Annotated in this window: 16 protein-coding genes; 10 read left to right on the top strand and 6 right to left on the bottom strand. The window is 68.7% G+C overall.

Features of this window, described 5'->3' with window-relative positions:
• Window positions 1-119 precede the first annotated feature (119 nt).
• From thiE to ABY42_RS13305, 4 genes are all read left to right on the top strand, one after another.
• Entirely contained in the window at window positions 120-752 is a 633-nt protein-coding gene (thiE, locus tag ABY42_RS13320; RefSeq protein ID WP_197092935.1) for a thiamine phosphate synthase, read from the top strand.
• Window positions 749-1,636 (top strand): hydroxyethylthiazole kinase, encoded by an 888-nt coding sequence (gene thiM, locus ABY42_RS13315; protein ID WP_197092908.1) that lies wholly within the window; start codon window positions 749-751, stop codon window positions 1,634-1,636. Before thiE ends, thiM begins: the two co-directional genes overlap by 4 nt.
• Window positions 1,637-2,500, top strand: a complete 864-nt coding sequence (gene thiD / locus ABY42_RS13310) for a bifunctional hydroxymethylpyrimidine kinase/phosphomethylpyrimidine kinase (RefSeq protein ID WP_050459733.1) — start codon at window positions 1,637-1,639, stop codon at window positions 2,498-2,500.
• 75 nt (window positions 2,501-2,575) lie between these two features.
• Window positions 2,576-3,373 carry an HpcH/HpaI aldolase family protein gene (locus ABY42_RS13305; RefSeq protein ID WP_050459732.1) on the top strand — a complete coding sequence of 266 codons (798 nt, stop codon included), beginning with the start codon at window positions 2,576-2,578 and terminating at the stop codon, window positions 3,371-3,373.
• Between the two features lie 9 nt (window positions 3,374-3,382).
• Here the strand turns inward: ABY42_RS13305 and ABY42_RS13300 are convergent, their stop codons facing one another.
• The 3 genes from ABY42_RS13300 to ABY42_RS13290 form a co-directional block, all read right to left on the bottom strand.
• A complete protein-coding gene (locus ABY42_RS13300; protein ID WP_050459731.1) occupies window positions 3,383-4,129 on the bottom strand; it encodes a class I SAM-dependent methyltransferase in 747 nt (248 codons plus the stop codon).
• 31 nt (window positions 4,130-4,160) lie between these two features.
• A complete protein-coding gene (locus ABY42_RS13295; RefSeq protein WP_050459730.1) occupies window positions 4,161-5,045 on the bottom strand; it encodes an aldo/keto reductase in 885 nt (294 codons plus the stop codon).
• A 66-nt stretch (window positions 5,046-5,111) separates the two neighbouring features.
• Entirely contained in the window at window positions 5,112-6,503 is a 1,392-nt protein-coding gene (locus ABY42_RS13290) for an FAD-binding oxidoreductase (RefSeq protein WP_050459729.1), read from the bottom strand.
• 564 nt (window positions 6,504-7,067) lie between these two features.
• Between ABY42_RS13290 and ABY42_RS13285 the strand changes: the two genes are divergently transcribed.
• The 3 genes from ABY42_RS13285 (at window position 7,068) to ABY42_RS13275 (ending at window position 10,331) form a co-directional block, all read left to right on the top strand.
• A complete protein-coding gene (locus ABY42_RS13285) occupies window positions 7,068-7,964 on the top strand; it encodes a helix-turn-helix transcriptional regulator (RefSeq protein ID WP_050459728.1) in 897 nt (298 codons plus the stop codon).
• 111 nt (window positions 7,965-8,075) lie between these two features.
• Entirely contained in the window at window positions 8,076-9,065 is a 990-nt protein-coding gene (locus ABY42_RS13280; protein ID WP_050459727.1) for a VOC family protein, read from the top strand.
• Between the two features lie 153 nt (window positions 9,066-9,218).
• Entirely contained in the window at window positions 9,219-10,331 is a 1,113-nt protein-coding gene (locus ABY42_RS13275) for a pyridoxal-phosphate-dependent aminotransferase family protein (protein WP_050459945.1), read from the top strand.
• Between the two features lie 133 nt (window positions 10,332-10,464).
• Here ABY42_RS13275 and ABY42_RS13270 read toward each other — a convergent pair whose 3' ends face one another.
• A complete protein-coding gene (locus ABY42_RS13270; protein ID WP_050459726.1) occupies window positions 10,465-12,351 on the bottom strand; it encodes a sensor histidine kinase in 1,887 nt (628 codons plus the stop codon).
• Between the two features lie 124 nt (window positions 12,352-12,475).
• Here ABY42_RS13270 and ABY42_RS13265 point away from each other — a divergent pair, with 124 nt between their 5' ends.
• Together ABY42_RS13265 and ABY42_RS13260 are read left to right on the top strand one after the other, a co-directional pair.
• A complete protein-coding gene (locus tag ABY42_RS13265) occupies window positions 12,476-13,834 on the top strand; it encodes an NRAMP family divalent metal transporter (RefSeq protein ID WP_050459725.1) in 1,359 nt (452 codons plus the stop codon).
• Between the two features lie 71 nt (window positions 13,835-13,905).
• Window positions 13,906-15,552 carry a lipopolysaccharide biosynthesis protein gene (locus ABY42_RS13260; RefSeq protein ID WP_197092907.1) on the top strand — a complete coding sequence of 549 codons (1,647 nt, stop codon included), beginning with the start codon at window positions 13,906-13,908 and terminating at the stop codon, window positions 15,550-15,552.
• 303 nt (window positions 15,553-15,855) lie between these two features.
• Here ABY42_RS13260 and ABY42_RS13255 read toward each other — a convergent pair whose 3' ends face one another.
• Window positions 15,856-16,299 carry a hypothetical protein gene (locus tag ABY42_RS13255; protein WP_004974747.1) on the bottom strand — a complete coding sequence of 148 codons (444 nt, stop codon included), beginning with the start codon at window positions 16,297-16,299 and terminating at the stop codon, window positions 15,856-15,858.
• A gap of 42 nt (window positions 16,300-16,341) precedes the next feature.
• Window positions 16,342-17,727 (bottom strand): NAD(P)/FAD-dependent oxidoreductase, encoded by a 1,386-nt coding sequence (locus tag ABY42_RS13250; RefSeq protein ID WP_004974749.1) that lies wholly within the window; start codon window positions 17,725-17,727, stop codon window positions 16,342-16,344.
• Between the two features lie 334 nt (window positions 17,728-18,061).
• Here ABY42_RS13250 and ABY42_RS13245 point away from each other — a divergent pair, with 334 nt between their 5' ends.
• Window positions 18,062-18,289: a hypothetical protein gene (locus ABY42_RS13245; RefSeq protein ID WP_004974750.1), complete on the top strand. Its 228-nt coding sequence runs from the start codon at window positions 18,062-18,064 to the stop codon at window positions 18,287-18,289.
• The last annotated feature ends 37 nt before the right edge of the window (window positions 18,290-18,326 follow it).

The raw sequence follows: 18,326 nt of genomic DNA, 5'->3' as shown, positions 1-18,326 counted from the left end.
CCCGAGAACCGACCGCGTCCCGATTCGACGCGAAGCCGGCCGAGTCGACTCCGACCCGCGAGGAGGAACTATTTTGCCCGTCGCTACATCACCCCAGAATACAACTCATGAATATCTCGATGGGAACCTATCTGGTCACGCAGTCGGACCGCTCCGGCGGCCGGTCGACGCCGGACGTGGTGCAGGCCGCGGTCGACGGCGGCGTCGACGTCGTTCAACTCCGCGAGAAGCACGCGAGCGCCCGCGACCGCTACGAGGTCGGCCGCGAGGTTCGCGCCGTGACGGCCGACGCGGGCGTCACCCTCGTCGTCAACGACCGGGTCGACATCGCGGCCGCCATCGACGCCGACGGGGTCCACCTCGGCGACGACGACGTGCCCGTCTCGGTCGCGCGCGAACAGCTCGGCGACGACGCCATCGTCGGCCGGTCGGTCTCGACCGTCGCGGGCGCGAGAGCCGCCGAGGAGGCCGGCGCGGACTACCTCGGCGTCGGCGCGGTGTTCGCCACGGACACGAAGAACACGGACCCCGAGCAGTCCGAAATCGGCACCGAGCGGGTGTCGGCCATCGCGGACGCCGTCTCGATTCCGTTCGTCGGCATCGGCGGCGTCACGCCCGACAACGCCGCCGACGTGGTCGCCGCCGGGGCCGACGGCGTCGCGGTCGTCTCGGCCATCACCGCCGCTGACGACCCCGCCGACGCGACCCGCCACCTCGCCGACTCGGTCGCCGCCGGGAGGGACCGCCGATGAGCGGACGAGACGACGCTGACGGCGCGGGTGGACAGGGCGGTTCGGACGGTCCGGGCGGCGTGCCTGACGTGGCGCTGGACGAGGCACTCGCCGCCGTCGCGGGCGAACAGCCGCTCATCAACTCGGTCACGAACGACGTGACGGTCAACGACGTGGCGAACATCACGCTCTACTGGGGCGGCCTGCCGGTCATGTCCGACGACGAGCGCGAAGTCGGCGACATGGTCGGCATCGCCGACGGCTGTCTGCTCAACATGGGGACCGTGAGCGAGTCCGGCGAGGAGACGATGCTGACTGCCGGTCGCGCCGCGAACGAGGCCGGCGTCCCCCTCGTCGTCGACCCCGTCGGCGTCGGTGCGACCCCGACGCGCGACCGGGTCGCGGACCAACTCGTCACCGACCTCGACGTGGACGTGCTCAACGGCAACTACGGGGAAATCTCCGCGCTCGTCGGCGACGACGCCGAGGTCCGCGGGGTCGAGTCGGTCGGCGAGTACGCCGAAATCGCCGCCGCGGCCGTCGAGTGCGCCCGGAAGACCGGCGCGGTCGTCGTCGCCTCCGGCGAGACCGACATCGTCGCCACCGAGGAGGCCGCCTTCGAGGTCGCCGCCGGCCACTCGATGATGGGCGCTGTCGTCGGCACCGGCTGTATGCTCGGCGTGACGCTCGCCGTGTTCGGGGCCGCCATCGACGACCCGCTTTCGGCGGCGCTCGCCGGGACCGCGGCCTACGGGCTCGCGGGCGAACTCGCCGCAGAGGGCGCGTTCGGCGACTACCGCGGCCCGGCGAGCTACAAAATCGCCTTCCTCGACGCGGTCGCCGGACTCGCGGACGCCTCGACGCCAGACATCGCCGACCGAATCGACCGCATCGAGGTCCGATAGATGCCGGGGACCGCCCCCGACCCGCGGACGCCGCCGTACGTCCTCACCGTCGCCTCCAGCGACTCCGGCGGCGGCGCGGGCATCCAAGCGGACCTGAAGACGATGACTCGGCTCGGCGTCTACGGCGGGTCGGTCATCGTGGCCGCGACGGCCCAGAACACCCGCGGCGTCGAGGGCTCGCACGTCCTCCCGGCCGAGTCGATTCGCGCCCAGTACGAGGCCGTCGCCGACGACTTCGACGTCGCCGCCGTCAAACTCGGGATGCTGGCGACCGCCGAGGCCGTCGAGACGGTCGCCGACTGCCTCGCCGACTACGACGGCCCGGTCGTCCTCGACCCCGTGATGGTCGCCACCTCCGGCGACCGACTGCTGGACGAGGACGCCGTCGACGCCTACGACGCCCTGTTCGCGCGGGCGACGCTCGCGACCCCGAACGCCGACGAGGCCGAGGCGCTGACGGGCGTGTTCCCCGACTCGCCGGCAGCCGTCTCCGAGGCAGCCGACTGGTTCTTCGACCGGGGTGTCGACGCCGTGCTCCTGAAGGGCGGCCACGTCGCCACCGACGACGACACCGTGGTTGACACGCTCGTCACGCCGACGGAGACGACGACGTTCGTCAATCCGCGCATCGACGCGACGGCGACTCACGGGTCTGGCTGTACGCTTTCGAGCGCCGTCGCCGCCCGACTCGCCCGCGGCGACGACCTCTCCGACGCCGTCCGCAACGGCATCGAGTTCACGCGCGCGACCCTCGCCGAACCGGCCGACGTGGGCGAGGGCGCGGGGAGCGTGAACCACCTCGTCGGCGTCGGCGACGGCTGGACCCCCGACGCGGACGCGGACGCGCCCGACGGCGACGACTGACCGCCGGGCGCGCCGGCACTCGTCCGAGGCGCTCGCGGCACGCGCCTTTTTGCAGACACGTGTCGTATCACGGACATGGCAGAGAAAGCAGCCGCGAACGCGCTCCGCGCCCGAATCGAGAGTGGCGGCGTCGCGCTCGGCGTCCTCGACAACACCTACAGCCCGACGCTCGTGGAGTTCTACGGCGAACTCGGCGTCGACTTCGTGTGGATCGACCTCGAACACGGCGGACCGAGTTCGCTCGACTCGGGCGCGATGGAGAACCTCCTCCGCGCGGCGGAACGAACCGGCATCGAGCCGTTAGTCCGACTCCCGACGACGGACCCGGAGTTCGTCCGGAAAGCCCTCGACCTCGGCGTCAGGAACGTCTTCCTCCCGCGCGTGGAGTCGGCCGCGGAGGTCCGCGAGGCGGTTCGGTCGGCCCGATTCACCTACGGCGACGGCCCCGGCGACCGCGGCCTCGCGTCGCCGCGCGCCCGCCGGTGGGGGCTCGCCGACGACTACGTCGCGAGCGAGGACCGCGAGACCCTCGTCGGCGTGACCATCGAGACCGCCGAGTCGCTTTCGGACCTCGACGCAATTCTCGACGTGCCCGAACTGGGCTTCGTCTTCATCGGCCCGTTCGACCTCTCGGTGGCGCTCGGCCACCCCGGCGAGATAGACCACCCGGACGTGCAGGAGGCCGTCGAGCGAGTCCGCTCGGCCGCGGTCGAGGCCGGCGTCCCCGTCGGCGGGCTCGGCTTCGGCATGGACGACGTGAACGAGAAGGCGGAAAACGGCTATCAGCTCATCAACCTCGGCAGCACCACCGGCGCGCTCAAGGGCGTCGTCGACGGCTGGTTCGACGCCGCGACGTTCGACCGCGAAGCGTAGCGCCCGCGCCTACTCTGTCGCGTCCGACCCCGAGTCGGACAGCCGCATCGCCACGCTGTACATCTCGCCCGCGGACTCCGATTCGACCGCGGCGGCGACGCGGTCGGCTTCGGCGGCGAGCCACTTCCCCATCTCGCCGGGGACTTCAGCCGCCAGCGACGTCGCCACCGACGCGTGCGCCTCGACGTGGCTCGCGGACCACGGAACCGGGTCCAGCAGGGTCAGTTCGCGGTCGAAGCGCCAGCCGTGCCCCGAGAACAGCGCCCTGAGCGCGTCGGCCGGGTAGAACGTCAGCGCGGGCCGCCCGCGGGCCAACTGGCTCGCCGCGTTTTCGAGCGCGAACAGCTCCCGAACCGCGGCGTCGTCGGGGAGCGGTTCGTAGTCGTCGACGACGAGGTGACAGCCGGGCGCGGCGACCCGCGTTAGCTCGCTCGCGACGGCGGCGAGCGACTCGGGACCGACGAGGTTGAACAGCCCGTGGGCGGTGACGATATCGACCGCGTCGTCGGCGAAGGGGAGGCTCCGAACGTCGGCCTCCAGCACCGCGGTTCTCGCTCGGTCCGTCGGCGACGGGGCCACGCGGTCGCGGACGAGTTCCGCGTGCTCCGGGTCGTTCGTGACGGCGTAGACGCGCTCCGCGCCCGCGTCGAGGAGTCCGGCGGTGGTGTTGCCGGTCCCCGCGCCGGCCTCCAGACAGACCGCGCCCCGGACCGGACGGTCGTCGAGGGCGGCCGTGACGGTCGTGGGAACGTCCATCGCGGGAATCGAGGGTAGAGCCGTTCGCTCGCTAGTGGTGCAGTTGCTCCGGAACCGGGCTCTCGTCGTGCCGGAGGCGCTCGATGAGAGACCGCTGTGCCGTCTCGTCCATGCCGTTGTACCGCGTCGCGGCGTCGAGGACCATCGCCACGAGCTTCGGGTCGCCCGGCGTGACGACGCTCGTGAGGCCCTGGGCGGCCGCGAAGTCGAACCGCTCCGCGATTTCGCCCGGGGTGTCGACCGGCTCGTACCAGTTGGGGAACGGTCGGTCGGCCTCGGGCAGTTCGTCGGTGTCGGGCCACGGCCCGCGGGCGAACGCCTTGATTCCGAGGGTGCCGATTCCGGCCTCCTCGGCCGCCTCGAAGACGCCCGCGTAGTCGTGTTCGTCGTCGCCCTTGCCGACGACGACGGGGTTCAGCGGGAACATCAGCGTTTCGAGGTCGTCGATGCGGTCGATGGCGTCGCGGATGAGCCCCGGGTTCCCGTGACTCGTCAGGCCGATGTGGCCGATTTTCCCCTCGTCTTTCGCCTTGCGGAAGGCCGCGAGCGCGCCGTCGTCCGCCGTGATTTCGTCCAGTTCGGACTCGTATTCGAGGCCGTGGACCTGATAGAGGTCGATGTAGTCGACGCCGAGGCGGTCGAACGAGCGGTCGAGCTTCCGCTTTGCGCCCTCGTAGCCCCGCTCTTGGGTCTTGCAGCCGAGGAAGATGTCCTCGCGGTGCTGGCGGAGCTTCGGGCCCAGTTTGAGTTCCGCGTCGCCGTAGGTCGGAGCCACGTCGAAGTGGTTGACGCCCTTCGAGAGGACGTGTTCGACCATCTGGTTCGCGCCCTCCTGTTCGAGCCAGTTGAGCGCGATAGCGCCGAACGTCGCGATACTACTCTCGTGGCCGGTGTCGCCGAGTGCGCGGGTTTGCATACATCGAACGTCACCGTCGACGGACAAAAACGTGCGTCTCCCCCGGGCCGTTTTCCGTGACGCGGCTCACGGGGAGGCCGACGGCGCGACGTTCTGATTCAGCCGGAACAGGTTCGCCGGGTCGTACTCGTCTTTCAGGTCGACGAGGCGCTCGTAGGCGGGACCGAACGTGGTCTGTATCGTCTCGTCTCCGCCTTCGAGGAACCCGGGGAAGTTCAGGTAGACGGTGCCGTCGGAGAACCGCCGCATATCGTCGATGCAGTCGCGGACCCACGCGACGTTCTCCTCGTCGGCGTCGGGGTCCTCCCAGTTGCCCTCCACGCCGAGGAGATACGGCGCGCGCCGACCGGCGAAGGAGCTCTCGTCCGCGCCGACGTCGGCTATCGCGCCGCCGAGGTGCCAGATATCGACGGTCGAAAGCGGCGACGGCGCGGCGGCCGTCCAGTGGTCGAGCCGTTCGAGAACGTCGTCGGAGAGGCCGTCGAGGTAGAGCGACTTCCAGTAGTAGCGCATGCCGTCGGGGTAATCCTCGTCGAGGAGGCGCTGGAGTTCGACGTAGGGCATCACGCCGCTGAAGTCGGCGATTGGGTCGGCGAACTCGCGCAGGGGTGCGAGCGCCGCGGTCCCCTCCTCGGGCGGCCCGGCGTAGCAGCCGAGGATACCGAGTTTGGGAACCGACGCCGCGTCGCCGAACAGTTCCTCGTCGGGAAGCACGCCCGAGAAGGTGAGCGCGCTCACCTCGTCGGGGGCGGACCGCGCGTACTCGCGGAAGTCCCGAAGCCGGTCCGGGATGTCCGCCGCGGGATAGAACACCAGACACATCGCCACGTCCGGGCTGACGGGGTGGAGTTCGAACTCGAAGCCGGTGACGACGCCGAAGTTGCCGCCGCCGCCGCGGAGTCCCCAAAAGAGGTCGGCGTTCTCGTCTCGGCTCGCGGTCACCACCTCGCCGGCGGCGGTGACGAGTTCCACCGACCGGAGGTTGTCGCAACTGAGGCCGTGCTTCCGGCGGAGGTGTCCGAGGCCGCCGCCGAGCGTGAGCCCCGCGACGCCGGTGTCGGAGACGACGCCGCCCGGCGCGGCCAGCCCGAACAGTTGCGTCTCGTGGTCGACGTCGGCCCACCGCGCGCCCCCTTCGACCCACGCGGTTCGCGCGTCGGGGTCGACCCGAACGCTCGTCATCTCCGAGAGGTCGATGACGATGCCGTCGTCGCAGACGGCTGTCCCCGCGACGTTGTGGCCGCCGCCGCGGACCGCGACGACGCGGTCGTTCTCGCGCGCGTAGTTCACCGACCGAACCACGTCGGCGACGCCCGCACAGCGGACGATGAGCGACGGTCGCCTGTCTATCATCCCGTTCCACACCGCGCGAGCCTCGTCGTACTCGGCGTCCTCCGGTCGGAGGACGGGCCCGCGAAGGTCCGCGTCGAAGGGGTCGCGTTGCTGGTCGTTAGCCATACTGTGCTATTTGTTCGCACGACCGTTAGCCTCAACTCCTGAGCGGTGTGTTCCGGCGTGAGTCGGGTTTCACCCCGTGAGACGGTCGGGTCAAACTGCTCTTGGTCTCTACGGAAGCTATTTTCCAATCCCAGAGTGGTTGTACAGTATGAATTGGTCTCGCATTCTTCAGGGATTCGGTGGTCTCAGTCTCTTTCTCGGCTGTATCTCGGTCTGGTACGCATTCCAGCGTCAGATGTGTTCCGGAGGTGGAGAATGCGCTCCGAATATCGTGTATCTCATTCCGGGGGTTCTTGCTGTTCTTCTTGGGGTCTGTTTAGCTGTATTTGCCCATCGACGTAGTCCGGCGAAGAATGCGATTCAAGTCTGATAGACACGCCCTCTGTCTGTGTCACGCGGTCCCTATCAGGCGACGAGGACTGCAAAGTCCTTCAACCGAGACGATGTGCCGAGTCGGTGGAACCCAACCGACGGGGAGATAGGTGTCGAAGGAGCGCGCCGATGACTACCGAGCGCCGAGGGATGGAGTTACTACTCGCGCCGACCAATAAGCTAGTGATTCACATGCACAGTTCTGACGGCGGTTCCGGCGGTGGCAACGGTTCGCCGCAGGAGGCGTCGGTTCTGGACGCGGTTCTCGAAAACGCGCGGAATCGCCGGTATCTCGGCCAGCGATTGTCGACCGCGGGCGAGCGCGTCGAGACGGACGACCTCGTGGACATCGTCCGGCACGGTCCGCTACTGGAAGCGCTCCTCGACGAACCGCTCGACAGGCGAGGTATCGAAGAGCGCCTCGACGTCTCGAAGGCGACCAGCCACCGCTTCACGCGCTGGCTGGACGAACGGGGGCTGGGCGAGCGAATCGACCACCGATTCCGGTTGACCGGCCTCGGAGAAGTCGTCGCCGAGGAGGTCCTCCGATTCGAGGCGAACGTCCGAACCGCCCGGCGGTTGACGCCGCTCCTCGACGCCATCTGCGACGACCACGACGAGTTCGTCGTCGAGCCGTTCGCGGACGCGACGGTGACCGTCGCGGCACCCGAAGACCCGTATCGGCCGGTCGAGCGGTTCGTCGAACTCGTCCGCGGGTCGGAGACGTTCCGCGGGTTCAACACGACGCACATGGCGCCGCTCGTCCTCGGCGAGTTCCATCGGCACATCTTCGACGAGACGGAGACGGAGATTATCTACCGCCCCGAAATAGTGGCGCGGCTGTTCGAGACGTACCCGGAACGAGCCCAGAACGCCGTCGAACGCGGCCACCTGCGGCTTCGAACCCGCGGCGACTTCCCCTACGGACTCGCCATCTACGACGACCGGGTCGGCATCGGCGGCTACGACGGGACGACCGGACTCATGGAGGTCTTCGTCGACACCGACGCGCCAATCGCGCGACAGTGGGCCGAGCGCGTCTACGCGTCGGTCAGGGCGGATTCCGAGTCGCTCGATGCGGAGTCGTGACCGGGCGCTTCGTCCGGGCTGGCGGCTCGCGGTCGGCGCGATGACGCCGCCGCGACCCGGTAACACTCGCGTCAGCGGATACTCAAGTCCTTGCGGCCCGTAGGACCGCCCATGGCAGAACCCACGCCCACACCCGGCATTCACCACGTCACCTGCATCGCGGGCGACCCGCAGCAGAACCTCGACTTCTGGGTCGAGACGCTCGGGCTCCGCCTCGCCAAGCGCTCCATCAACCAGGACGACCCCAGCACGTACCACTTCTTCTTCACGGACGCGGAGGGGACCCCCGGCACGAGCATGACGTTCTTCCCGTGGGAGAACCTCTCGCGGGGGAAGGTCGGCACCGGACAGGTCTCGCGGACCGCGTTCCGCGTGCCCGAGGGCAGTCTCGACTACTGGGAGGACCGATTCGACGAGTACGGCGTCGACTACGACGACCGAGTCGAGCGGTTCGGCGAGACGGTCCTCCCCTTCAGCGACCCCGACGGCCTCCCGGTCGAACTGGTCGAAGTCGAGATTCCCGACGACGACCCGACGGTCCCGTGGACCGAGTTCGTCCCCGAGGAGGCCGCGATTCGCGGCTTCCACTCCGTGACGCTCTGGCTGGGCGACCCCCAGCCCACCGAAGACCTGCTCGAAACGATGGGCTTCGAGCGCGTCGGGACCGAAGAAGCGCAGGGCGACACCCCCGGCGACGAGCGGACGCGGTTCGCCGCGACCGGGAGCGTCGGGAAGTACGTGGACGTGCTGCCGACCATCGAGAGCAGCCGACAGGGCCACGGCACGGTCCACCACGTCGCCTTCCAGACGCCGAGCGACGAGGACCAAGAGGCGATGCGCAAGGCCGTCCAGTCGAAGGGCCTGCGCCCGACCGCACAGATCAACCGCCACTGGTTCCGGTCGGTCTACTTCCGCGAGTTCGGCGGCGTGCTGTTCGAACTCGCCACGAGCGGGCCGGGCTACACCGCCGACGAACCCCTCGACGACCTCGGCGGCCGCCTCGTCCTCCCCGGTGAGTTCGAAGGCCGGCGCGAGCAGATAGAGGCCGGGCTGACCGACGTGACGGTCCCGCGGGCCGAGTCCGCCGAGGCCGACGACTGAGCCTCGGAACGACCTCGCCCCGGAGCCGTTTTCCACCCGTCGACGCCGCCCGTTTTGCCCCGTGTTAGCACCCCGTGAGCCACCGCGACGAGTGTCGCAATCACAAGTACCATCATCGCCCGCGACGCAGTGGTCCGTACTTAGGTGGATGACGTGACGGAAAAACGCGAATACACGGACGACTATCAGGACAAGACGCTGTACATCCCCGGTCCGACCGAGGTGCGCGAGGACGTCATCGAGGAGATGTGCCAGCCGATGTTCGGTCACCGGATGGACCGCATGACCGACCTCTATACGACCATCGTCGAGGACACGAAGGAGTTCCTCGGCACGGACAACGACCTGATGATTCTCACGGGGTCGGGCACCGAAATCTGGGAGTCGTCGACGCTCAACCTCGTCGACGAGAACATCCTCGTGCCGACCTGCGGAAGCTTCAGCGAGCGCCACGCGAACGTCGCGGAGCGCCTCGGCAAGAACGTCGACCGAATCGAGTACGAGTGGGGGCAGGCCATCAAGCCCGAGGACATCCGCGAGGCGCTGGAGTCCAGCGACAAGCACTACGACGTGGTCGCCACCGTGATGAACGAGAGTTCGACCGGCGTCCGCAACCCCATCGAGGAGATCGGCGACGTGGTCGCCGAGTACCCCGACACCTACTTCGTCGTCGACGCGGTGTCCGCCCTCGGCGGCGACTACGTCGACATCGACGAGCACAACATCGACGTCATCTTCGCCTCGTCGCAGAAGGCGTTCGCCATGCCGCCGGGACTGGCCATCTGCACCGTCAGCGACGCGGCCTACGAGCGCGAGCTGTCGAAGGACTCCGCGTCGTGGTACGGCGGCTTCCAGCGCGCCCTCGACTACTACGACCGCAAGGGCCAGACCCACTCCACCCCCGCGATTCCCATCATGCTCGCGTACCGCAAGCAGATGAAGTACATGCTCGAAGAGGGCCACGATGGCCGCGACCAGCGCCACCGCGAGATGGCCGAGTACACCCGCGACTGGGCCTACGAGCACTTCGACATGTTCCCCGAGGAGGGCTACGAGTCCCAGACCGTCGCCTGCATCGAGAACACGCAGGGAATCGACGTCGCCGCCACCATCGAGGAGGTCTCCGAGAAGTACGACATGGCCTTCTCGAACGGCTACGGCTCCGCGCTCGGCGAGAAGACGTTCCGCATCGGCCACATGGGCGAACACGACGTGGAGTCGATCAAGGCGCTGACCGACGCCATCGAAGACGTGGCCGGCCTGTAGGGTTCGTAGCGGACCCCGACGCAGGTGCCGCACCCGCAGTTCGACCTCACCCTCGTCGTCGCCGAGCGGTTCGGGGTGCCGGGGTCGAATCAAAAAGTCGTCTTCACCGAACGCGAGGGAGTCAGATGACGGGCTACGACCGCGGCGACGACCGGTCGGAGTCGGCCTGACCGGCGTCGGCCACCCGGAGTTCGACCGCGAAGACGGCCCCTCGCGGGTCGTTGTCCTCGACCCACACGTCGCCGCCGTACTTCTCGACCAGCGACCGCACGAGGTACAGTCCGAGGCCGGTCCCCCGGCTGTCCAGTCCCTTTTCGTCCTTCGCGAAGACGGTCTCTTTTCGCTCGTCGGGTATCCCCCGGCCGTCGTCGGCGACGCGGACGACAACCCGGTCGCCCCCTTCGGACTCCGAGACGGAGACCTCGATAGTCGGCTCGTCCCGGTCGGTGTGCTGGACGGCGTTCGTGAGGAGGTTCCGGAAGACGGACCCGAGCATGTCGTCGGCCAGCACCGCGACCGCCGGCACCTCGGTTTCGACCGTCACGCTCGCCTCCGGAGCCATCTCTCGGAGCGACGCGAGTTCGGCTTCGAGGACGGGCCGGAGCGAGACCGGTTCGTTTTCGACGCCCCGACTGCGCATCATCTCGGCCATGTCCCGCGCCGTCTTCGTCAGTTCGACCGCGTGGTTGGCGCGCTTCCGGACGATGTCGACGTACTCCATCGCCTCGTCGTCGTCGACGCGCTCCCCGAGCAGTTCCGCGTAGGCGGTCACCAGTTGGAGGTCGTTGCGAACGTCGTGGCGGACGACCTGATTCAGCACCGCGAGCTCGTCGCGCTGCGTTTCGAGAAGGCGGTTCTGCTCGCGGAGCTCCGCCTCGTACCGCTTCCGCTTCGTGATGTCGCGGGCGACGCTCAAAACCGCCGTCTCCCCGTGATAGCTCACGAGGCTCGAACTGATTTCGACGGGTATCTCCCGGCCGTCTTTCGCCCGGTGGACCGTCTCGAACACCTGCGTGCCGTCCGACGGCATCTGGGAGATGAGCGCCGATGCCTCGTCGTCGCTGAGGCCGGCGTCGATGTCGTGGACCGTCATCGAGAGGAGTTCGTCCCGCGAGTAGCCGAGCAGCTCCACCGCGGTCTCGTTCACCGCGAGGATGTGGCTATCGATGTCGATGACCCAGACCGTGTCGTTCATCCTGTCGATGAGCTCTTGGTACTCCTCGCGGGCGCGCTTCAGTTTCCGCTCTCGCTCCCGTCGGTCGGTGATGTCCCTCGATACGGCGATGACGCCGACGATTTCGCCAGCCGCCTGAAACGGCGCGAAGCGGTAGCTCAGCGTCCGCGACTCGCCGTCCGGCGTGACGAGTTCGGTCTCGCCTTCGAGCGAGTCGACCTCCTCGTCCAAGAGCCGCTGATACGGGTCGCCCGGACGTTTCTCGCGGACCGCCTCAACGAGGAGGCTCCGCTCGCCTTCGAGTTCGGCGGGCGTCATCCCGTAGAAGTCGGCCAGATAGGCGCTCGCGAGGAGGAATCGCCCCTCGCGGTCGTACAGGCACGCGCCCTCCAGCATCTGTTCGAAGACGCGCTCGTAGACGAGCGAGGAGTCGACCGGCCGCCGGTCGGTCGCCGCGACCGCCCGCTCGACCCGGACGGCCAACTCCTCGTAGTCATCCGTCCCCCGAACACGGACGTAATCGGTGACGCCCGCGTCGAACGCCTCCGTCGCGGTCAACTCGCACGTCTCGTCGGCGACGACGAGAAACGGGAGCTTCGGCTCTCGGCTGCGAACCGCCGCGAGGAACTCGAGCGCGTCTGTCCCCTCCCCGCCGACCGACGAGACGACGCAGTCGAAGCCGACGCCCGAGCCGGCGTCTCGCAGTCGCTCTCCCGCCGCGGCCGCGGTCCGAACCGTCTCGACTTCGAACCGCGTCTCTCGTCCCCGAACGCCCTCGGTGACCGCCGTGGCGACGTCCGGGTCGGCGACGACGAGAAGCGATACCGAGCCGTCACCATCGCTCATCACCTAGGTCACTCTCGACCATCGGGTAAAAGGTCGTGTGGCGCTGCGCGTCGTTTCGAGGCGACCACTCGGTTGTAACACCCAGTAGCAACACTTTTGTGACGACCGCCGAGACCACGACGGCATGAACGAACCCAAACTCGACGTATCGGCGGTGATGAGCGGTGACTGGCGGGGATATCTCTCGGAGATGGGGCCGTCGTGGGTCGCGGGCGCGGTCGCGGCGGGGCCGGCGACGATGGCGACCGTGCTCACGGCCGGCGCGACGTTCGGCTACGCGATGCTGTGGGTCGTGGTGCTCTCGGCGGTCCTCGGCGCGTCGGCGCAGTACCTGTCGATGCGACTCGGCCTGCTCACGGAGGACGGTATCATCGCCGTGGTCGAACGCGAACTGGGCGACGGCTGGGCGTGGGTGCTCGTCGCCGACGGGGTGCTGGCCGCGGGGCTGGCCCAACTGGTCATCATGAAGGGCCTCGCGGACGTGAGCGCGACGATAACCGGCGTCGACGCCCGGGTCTGGGGCGTCGCGTGGGCGGTCGTCCTCGCCGCCGGACTCGCCGGGCGGGGCTACCGCTTCGTCGAACTTCTCGCCAAGGGGCTCGTCGCGGCCGTCGTCGTCGCGTTCCTCGCGTCGCTGTTTTTCGTCCCCGTCGACCCGGCGGCCGCGGCCGCCGGGCTCGTGCCACGCATCCCGGCCGGGGTCGACGGCGCGCTCGTCGCCGCCGGCATCCTCGGTGGCGCGGTCCACATCACGCTCATCACGATGCACTCGTACACGATGCGCGCCCGCGGCTGGACGACCCGCGACTACGGGCTGGCGACGTTCGACGTGGGCGCGTCGATGCTCGTCGCCTTCGGCATCTACAGCCTCGCCATCTTCGTCGTCGCGGCGGGCGTCCTCCACACCCCCGAGGTGGCCGCGAGCGACCTCTCGGCGGTGGCGGCCGCGCAGGCGCTCGGCCCGCTGGCGGGCGCGAACGCCAAGTGGCTGTTCCTCCTCGGCCTCTTGGGGGCGGCCGTCTCCACGCTCGGCGGCAACACCGTCGTCCCGCCGTACCTCGTCGCCGACAAACTGGGCTGGGGGACGGACCTCTCCGACGGTCGGTACCGCGCGCTCCTCGCGGGCGTGGCGCTGTTCTCCGGCGTCGGCGCGTTCCTCGGCGGCGCGTTCTTCCCGCTTCTCGTGTTGGTGCTGGCGTTCGGGCTCGTCGGCACGCCCTTCGCCATCGCCGTCGTGCTCGTCCTGCTCAACAGCGACGCGGTCGCGGAGCCGAACTCGACGCTCGCGAACCTCGGCGGCGTCGTGCTGCTGGCCATCACGACCGTCCTCGCCGCGAACTTCGTCCGCTCGCGGGCGCTGTCCGACCTCGGTGACCCGCTTTCGGTGTTCGTCGTCGCCTTCGCCGCGGCGATGGGTGCCGCGACGCTCGGACTGCTCGGCAAGTTCGTCCGCGAGACCGTCGGGCGACCGACCGCGGCCTGACCGGCAGGCGCTCACTCGCGGGGGAATCAGGCGACTTATTTTCGACCCCGACAAGCGACAGGGACGCGACAGTGCCCTCCGAAACAGCCGCGGACGATACCCTCGACGGCGTCGTCCCCGACGACGATGTCCCTGACAGCGACATCTCTGACGACGATGTCCCCGATAGCGACGTCCCCGACGACGAACGCGAGGCGCTCTTGACCATCGGCCACGGCGCGGTCGTCGCCTCCGGCGGACAGTCGCTCCAGCGGGCGCTGACGACGGCGACCGAGTACGCGCTCGCACAGGGGTTCGGCCCGGTCGTCTACGGCGTCTACGCGTTCGCGTGGCGAGTCTCCCAGCTCCTGTTCCGTCTCGTGAACTTCGGGTCGGTCCCGACGCTCCAGCGGTACCTCTCCGCGCACGACGACGACCCCGCGCGGCAGGGACGAGTGGTGGGGCTGGCGTATCTGACGACGCTCGTCGTCGGTCTCGGATTCGCCGGCGGGTTGGTCCTCGCGAGCGGGCGGCTCAACGCCGCGACCGTCTCGCACCCCGACTTCCCGCCGACGATACACCTGTTCGCGGCGCTGGTTATCCTCGTCGGCTTGGTGCAGGTCCACGCGGGAATCCTCAGGGCCGTGCAGTCGGCCCGCGGCGAGGCGCTTTTCAACCGCGTCCTCCGCCCGGCGGTCAGGCTCGTGGGGGCCGTCGGCGCGATGGCGCTCGGGTACTCGCTCGTCGGCGTCGCCGGCGCGTTCGTCGTCGGCATGGCCGTGCTCGTCTTGGTGGGCTTTCCGATGGCCGTCTCGGCGAGCGGTATCCGACCCGGTCTTCGCGGCGTTCGCTCCGAGGCCCGGCGGTTCTACAACCACTCCGCGCCCATCGCGCTGAGCAGCCTCGGGAAGGTGTTCCAGAACCGCGTCGACGTGATGCTCGTGGGGTTCCTCCTGACCGCGAAGGCGGCGGGCGTCTACAACGTCGTGCTCGTGTTGGTGACGCTGGCGTGGATTCCGCTCCTCTCGTTCAACATGCTCCTGCCGCCGGTCGCGTCGGCGCTCTACGCCGACGACGAGATGGAGACGCTCAACGCGGTGTACACGGCTGTGACGCGGCTCATCGTCACCTGCGTCGTTCCGATACTGGTCGTGCTCACGGTGTACGGGCGGTCGATTCTCTCCGTGTTCGGCCCGAACTTCACGGCGGGCTACGTCCCCCTCGTGGTCTATCTCGGCGGCGTCTTAGTCGGGAGCGCCGTCGGCGCGACGGGGTGGCTGCTCATGATGACCGACCACCAGTACGCCCGGATGGCGCTCGACTGGCTCTTAGCCGTGCTGAACACGCTCCTCACGTTCGCGTTCGTCCGGGCGTTCGGCTTGTCGGGCGCGGCGCTCGGCACGGCCGTCGCCATCGCCGTCCAGAACTCGATTCAGGTCGTCCTCCTTCGCCGCTTCGAGGGGCTGTGGCCCTTCGACGCGACGTTTCTCAAGCCGCTCGGCGCAGGCGTCGCGGCGGCCGGCGTCATGTTCTTCGTCCGCGAGGCGTTGGGCGGGTCCGGTGCGGTCGTCGTCGCCACCGGCGCGACGCTGGGCGCGGCGACCTACGTGGTCGCACTCGTCGCGCTCGGCGTCAACGACCGCGACCGACTCGTGGTGACGGCGTTGGCCGCCCGCTACCGCCGGGCGATACGCGCGGCCCTCGGCGAACGAGGGCTCGGCACGTTCGGGAACCGATAGCGGTCGCTCGCGGGGGTTCGGATTCGCCACACTCGCGAGTCGGGCCGGCGACCGACGAGCGTCGAAGAAGTCTCTCGCCGAGACAGGGTGTCGCCCAGAACACTAACGGCCGGTCTCATCCCGAGGCGGCGTGCCGCGTCGACCGGGAAACCCTCGTGCCGGGCGGTCCGTCTTTCGGGCGCGGACGTTCCGAAGTACGCCGGCGTCTGCCGGCCAGTAGCTGTCGCGTACCCGGGTTCGCCGTGCTGTCATCGCTCCCGAAGCGGGAACACTCGGACGGGGACTTGAGGTACGCAGTCGACCCTAGCGCGCCGGGGGTAAAACGAGTTCCGACCGGCGGGCGTCGTCGCCGGCGAAGAAGACTGCCCGAAGTCGGACGACTTGCCCGTCGACGCGGACGTAGTAGAGACGGTCTTCGGACCGGTCGAACGCCGGGAGCGCGTCGAGGTCCGCGCGGAGGGCGTCGTAGTCGCTCAGGCAGTCGGAGATACTCGACTCGCGGGGGTGGCCCTCGGCGGCCGCTTCGACCACCTTCAGCACCCACGGGCTGTTCGCGACCCGTGGATCGGCGGCGTCGACGACGGTCGCCCCGTCCGGGGCGTTCCCGACCAGTTCCGCCCGGAGGACGATTTCGGCCGACGTACACCCACGAAGCGACGAGCAGCCGGCGAGGCCGCCGGTCAGCCCGACGCCGACCGCCGCGGCTCCGTGACGGAGTAGCTGACGGCGAGAGGGTCGACCGGCCATCGACTGACAGAAATTCGGAGAAACTGATAAGTCTTCCGTCGACTACAGCGCGTACTCGTCTTCGCGCAGTTGGACGTACTTGCCCTTGCGGTACTTCACCTTCGTCCGCTGGTACTGCGTGGCGAGTTTGGCGGCGCTGAACCCCGCGCTGAGCTTCGAGGCGCCGAACGCCTTGTAGCCCTCGTCCTTTTCGAGGAGCTTCCGGGCCGCCTTGAACGTCTTGTCCCACTGGCCGGGGCCGTAGTCGTGGACGATTTCGGCCATGGCGACGTTCCGGAGGATTTCGTCGCCGATGGCGTCCTTCCAGCGGTCGTTGTAGTCGCTCAGGTCGCCCTCGGCGGCGAGTTCGCCGGCGATGGCTCCCGTCCGGACGGCGACGTGGTCGCCGCCCTCGTGGAAGGCCGAAGTCGCGCCCATCGCCCCGCCGGTGACGGCGATGCCGGCCGCCGCGGGCGAGTCGATGGGGCGCGTCGAGGAGATGGCGTACGTCTCGGTCCCCTTCGTCTTCCCGCGGTCCTCGACGAGGGGGAAGTCCTCGTCGATGTCGTACTCGTCGCCGTACTCCTGTTCGAGAAGGCGGCGGACGTACTCGCGGCCCTGCGGGATTCGCTCGTCGTCCTCGCGGAGGAGCTTGTACGCCTCGCGGTCTTCGACCTCGTCGATGTCGAGGCCGATGGGCATCGTGAGGCCGACCCGGCAGACGTTGTTGTCGTTCGGGAAAATCCACGGATACGCCGTGTGGCCGGGCATGTAGCCCCACCAGAACTTGATCGCGCCGTCGACCTCGTCGAACAGTTCCGGCGGGAACTCGCGGTGTTCCTGATAGGCGATGTGGTTCGCCTCGGTCGACGACAGGCGGTCCGTGATGGGGAACGGAAGCAGGTCGTCGAGCACCTTGTTCGTGACCGTCCGCTGGGGGCCGTCGGCGAGCACGACGAAGTCGGCGCCCACGTCCTCGCCGTTGGCGAGGCGGACGACGTGCCGGGGGTCGTCGCCGGCGGCGTCGAGGTCGGTCTCTACATCGCGGACGGAGGCCTTCACGCGGTACTCCGCGCCGACGTCTTCGGCGCGACTGCGGAGCCAGTCGTCGAACTTCGCCCGGTGGAAGGTGTAGCCGAACTCGTCGTACGAGGAGTCGATGCCGGTGCTCCGAAGGGTCAGCGACTCGTTCGGCCCGATGAACTCCGCGCGGTCGAGGATGTCGAGCACGACGTCGTCGGGGAACTCGTCGGGGTGGATGCCCATGATGTCCACCCAGTAGTCGAGGATACCGGCCGCGTCCGTCGAGTCGGGCCCGAGGCCCGGTCGGTCTGCTCGGGGGACGCCCTTCTCGAGGACCAGGGCGGAGGCCCCGGCCGAGGCCGCGGCGTGTGCCGCCGACGTGCCGGCCGGACCGCCGCCGATGATGGCGACATCTACGCGTTCCATACCGCTACAGCACTTCGCTCGGGTATTAAACCCCCTGAACCGACGCGGCGTCCGACGGTTTCGAGCCGCGCGTCCGCGCGCTGCACCGACCGCGCTCCAGCAACGCCGCGTTCGCCGCTCGACGCGACGCCGCTCGGCCCTCTCGACGGGAACGGCCCCCCCAGTAGATTCCGTAGCGTGGCTCACCGCTCTTTCAAAATACTACTACAGATAATCTAAGGGCCCGATGAATTTCACCGACGTATGTCGGTTCTGTCAACAGAACTCAGACGAATACCGAGTTTGATAACCGGGTGCGGGGGTTTATAGCGGAGAGCGCGGTAGCTCCGAGTCAATGACCGCAGACGAGCCGGACGAACCGAGAGAGCCCGTCGTGTTTCGCGACGAGACGGGCGACCTCGTCTTCGTCGACGGCGGCCCCGCCCCACAGGGGTATGCGCCCGTTGCGTGGAGACTCGGTGAAGACGGCTCGCGGTTCGTCGTCGACCCGACAGTCGATGCCGTCGCGGTCACCCGTACGATTTCGAAACGTCGCCCGCGACGGCGCGAGCCCATCGAGTGAGCGTCCACCCGGCCGAATCGGACAGATTCATCACCGA

Source organism: Haloferax gibbonsii (assembly GCF_001190965.1).
In the GTDB taxonomy this organism is placed as follows: domain Archaea; phylum Halobacteriota; class Halobacteria; order Halobacteriales; family Haloferacaceae; genus Haloferax; species Haloferax gibbonsii.
Note: the sequence above shows the minus strand (reverse complement) of the source record. Positions and strands in the feature narration are given on the sequence as shown.

Bases quoted from the DNA above. Each gene is read 5' to 3' on its own strand.
- ABY42_RS13255 (WP_004974747.1), bottom strand. From the start codon at position 16,299: ATGGCCGGTCGACCCTCTCGCCGTCAGCTACTCCGTCACGGAGCCGCG.
- ABY42_RS13295 (WP_050459730.1), bottom strand. From the start codon at position 5,045: ATGCAAACCCGCGCACTCGGCGACACCGGCCACGAGAGTAGTATCGCG.
- ABY42_RS13265 (WP_050459725.1), top strand. From the start codon at position 12,476: ATGAACGAACCCAAACTCGACGTATCGGCGGTGATGAGCGGTGACTGG.
- thiE (WP_197092935.1), top strand. From the start codon at position 120: ATGGGAACCTATCTGGTCACGCAGTCGGACCGCTCCGGCGGCCGGTCG.
- thiM (WP_197092908.1), top strand. From the start codon at position 749: ATGAGCGGACGAGACGACGCTGACGGCGCGGGTGGACAGGGCGGTTCG.
- ABY42_RS13270 (WP_050459726.1), bottom strand. From the start codon at position 12,351: ATGAGCGATGGTGACGGCTCGGTATCGCTTCTCGTCGTCGCCGACCCG.
- ABY42_RS13245 (WP_004974750.1), top strand. From the start codon at position 18,062: ATGACCGCAGACGAGCCGGACGAACCGAGAGAGCCCGTCGTGTTTCGC.
- ABY42_RS13300 (WP_050459731.1), bottom strand. From the start codon at position 4,129: ATGGACGTTCCCACGACCGTCACGGCCGCCCTCGACGACCGTCCGGTC.
- ABY42_RS13250 (WP_004974749.1), bottom strand. From the start codon at position 17,727: ATGGAACGCGTAGATGTCGCCATCATCGGCGGCGGTCCGGCCGGCACG.
- ABY42_RS13285 (WP_050459728.1), top strand. From the start codon at position 7,068: ATGCACAGTTCTGACGGCGGTTCCGGCGGTGGCAACGGTTCGCCGCAG.
- ABY42_RS13305 (WP_050459732.1), top strand. From the start codon at position 2,576: ATGGCAGAGAAAGCAGCCGCGAACGCGCTCCGCGCCCGAATCGAGAGT.
- ABY42_RS13280 (WP_050459727.1), top strand. From the start codon at position 8,076: ATGGCAGAACCCACGCCCACACCCGGCATTCACCACGTCACCTGCATC.
- thiD (WP_050459733.1), top strand. From the start codon at position 1,637: ATGCCGGGGACCGCCCCCGACCCGCGGACGCCGCCGTACGTCCTCACC.
- ABY42_RS13290 (WP_050459729.1), bottom strand. From the start codon at position 6,503: ATGGCTAACGACCAGCAACGCGACCCCTTCGACGCGGACCTTCGCGGG.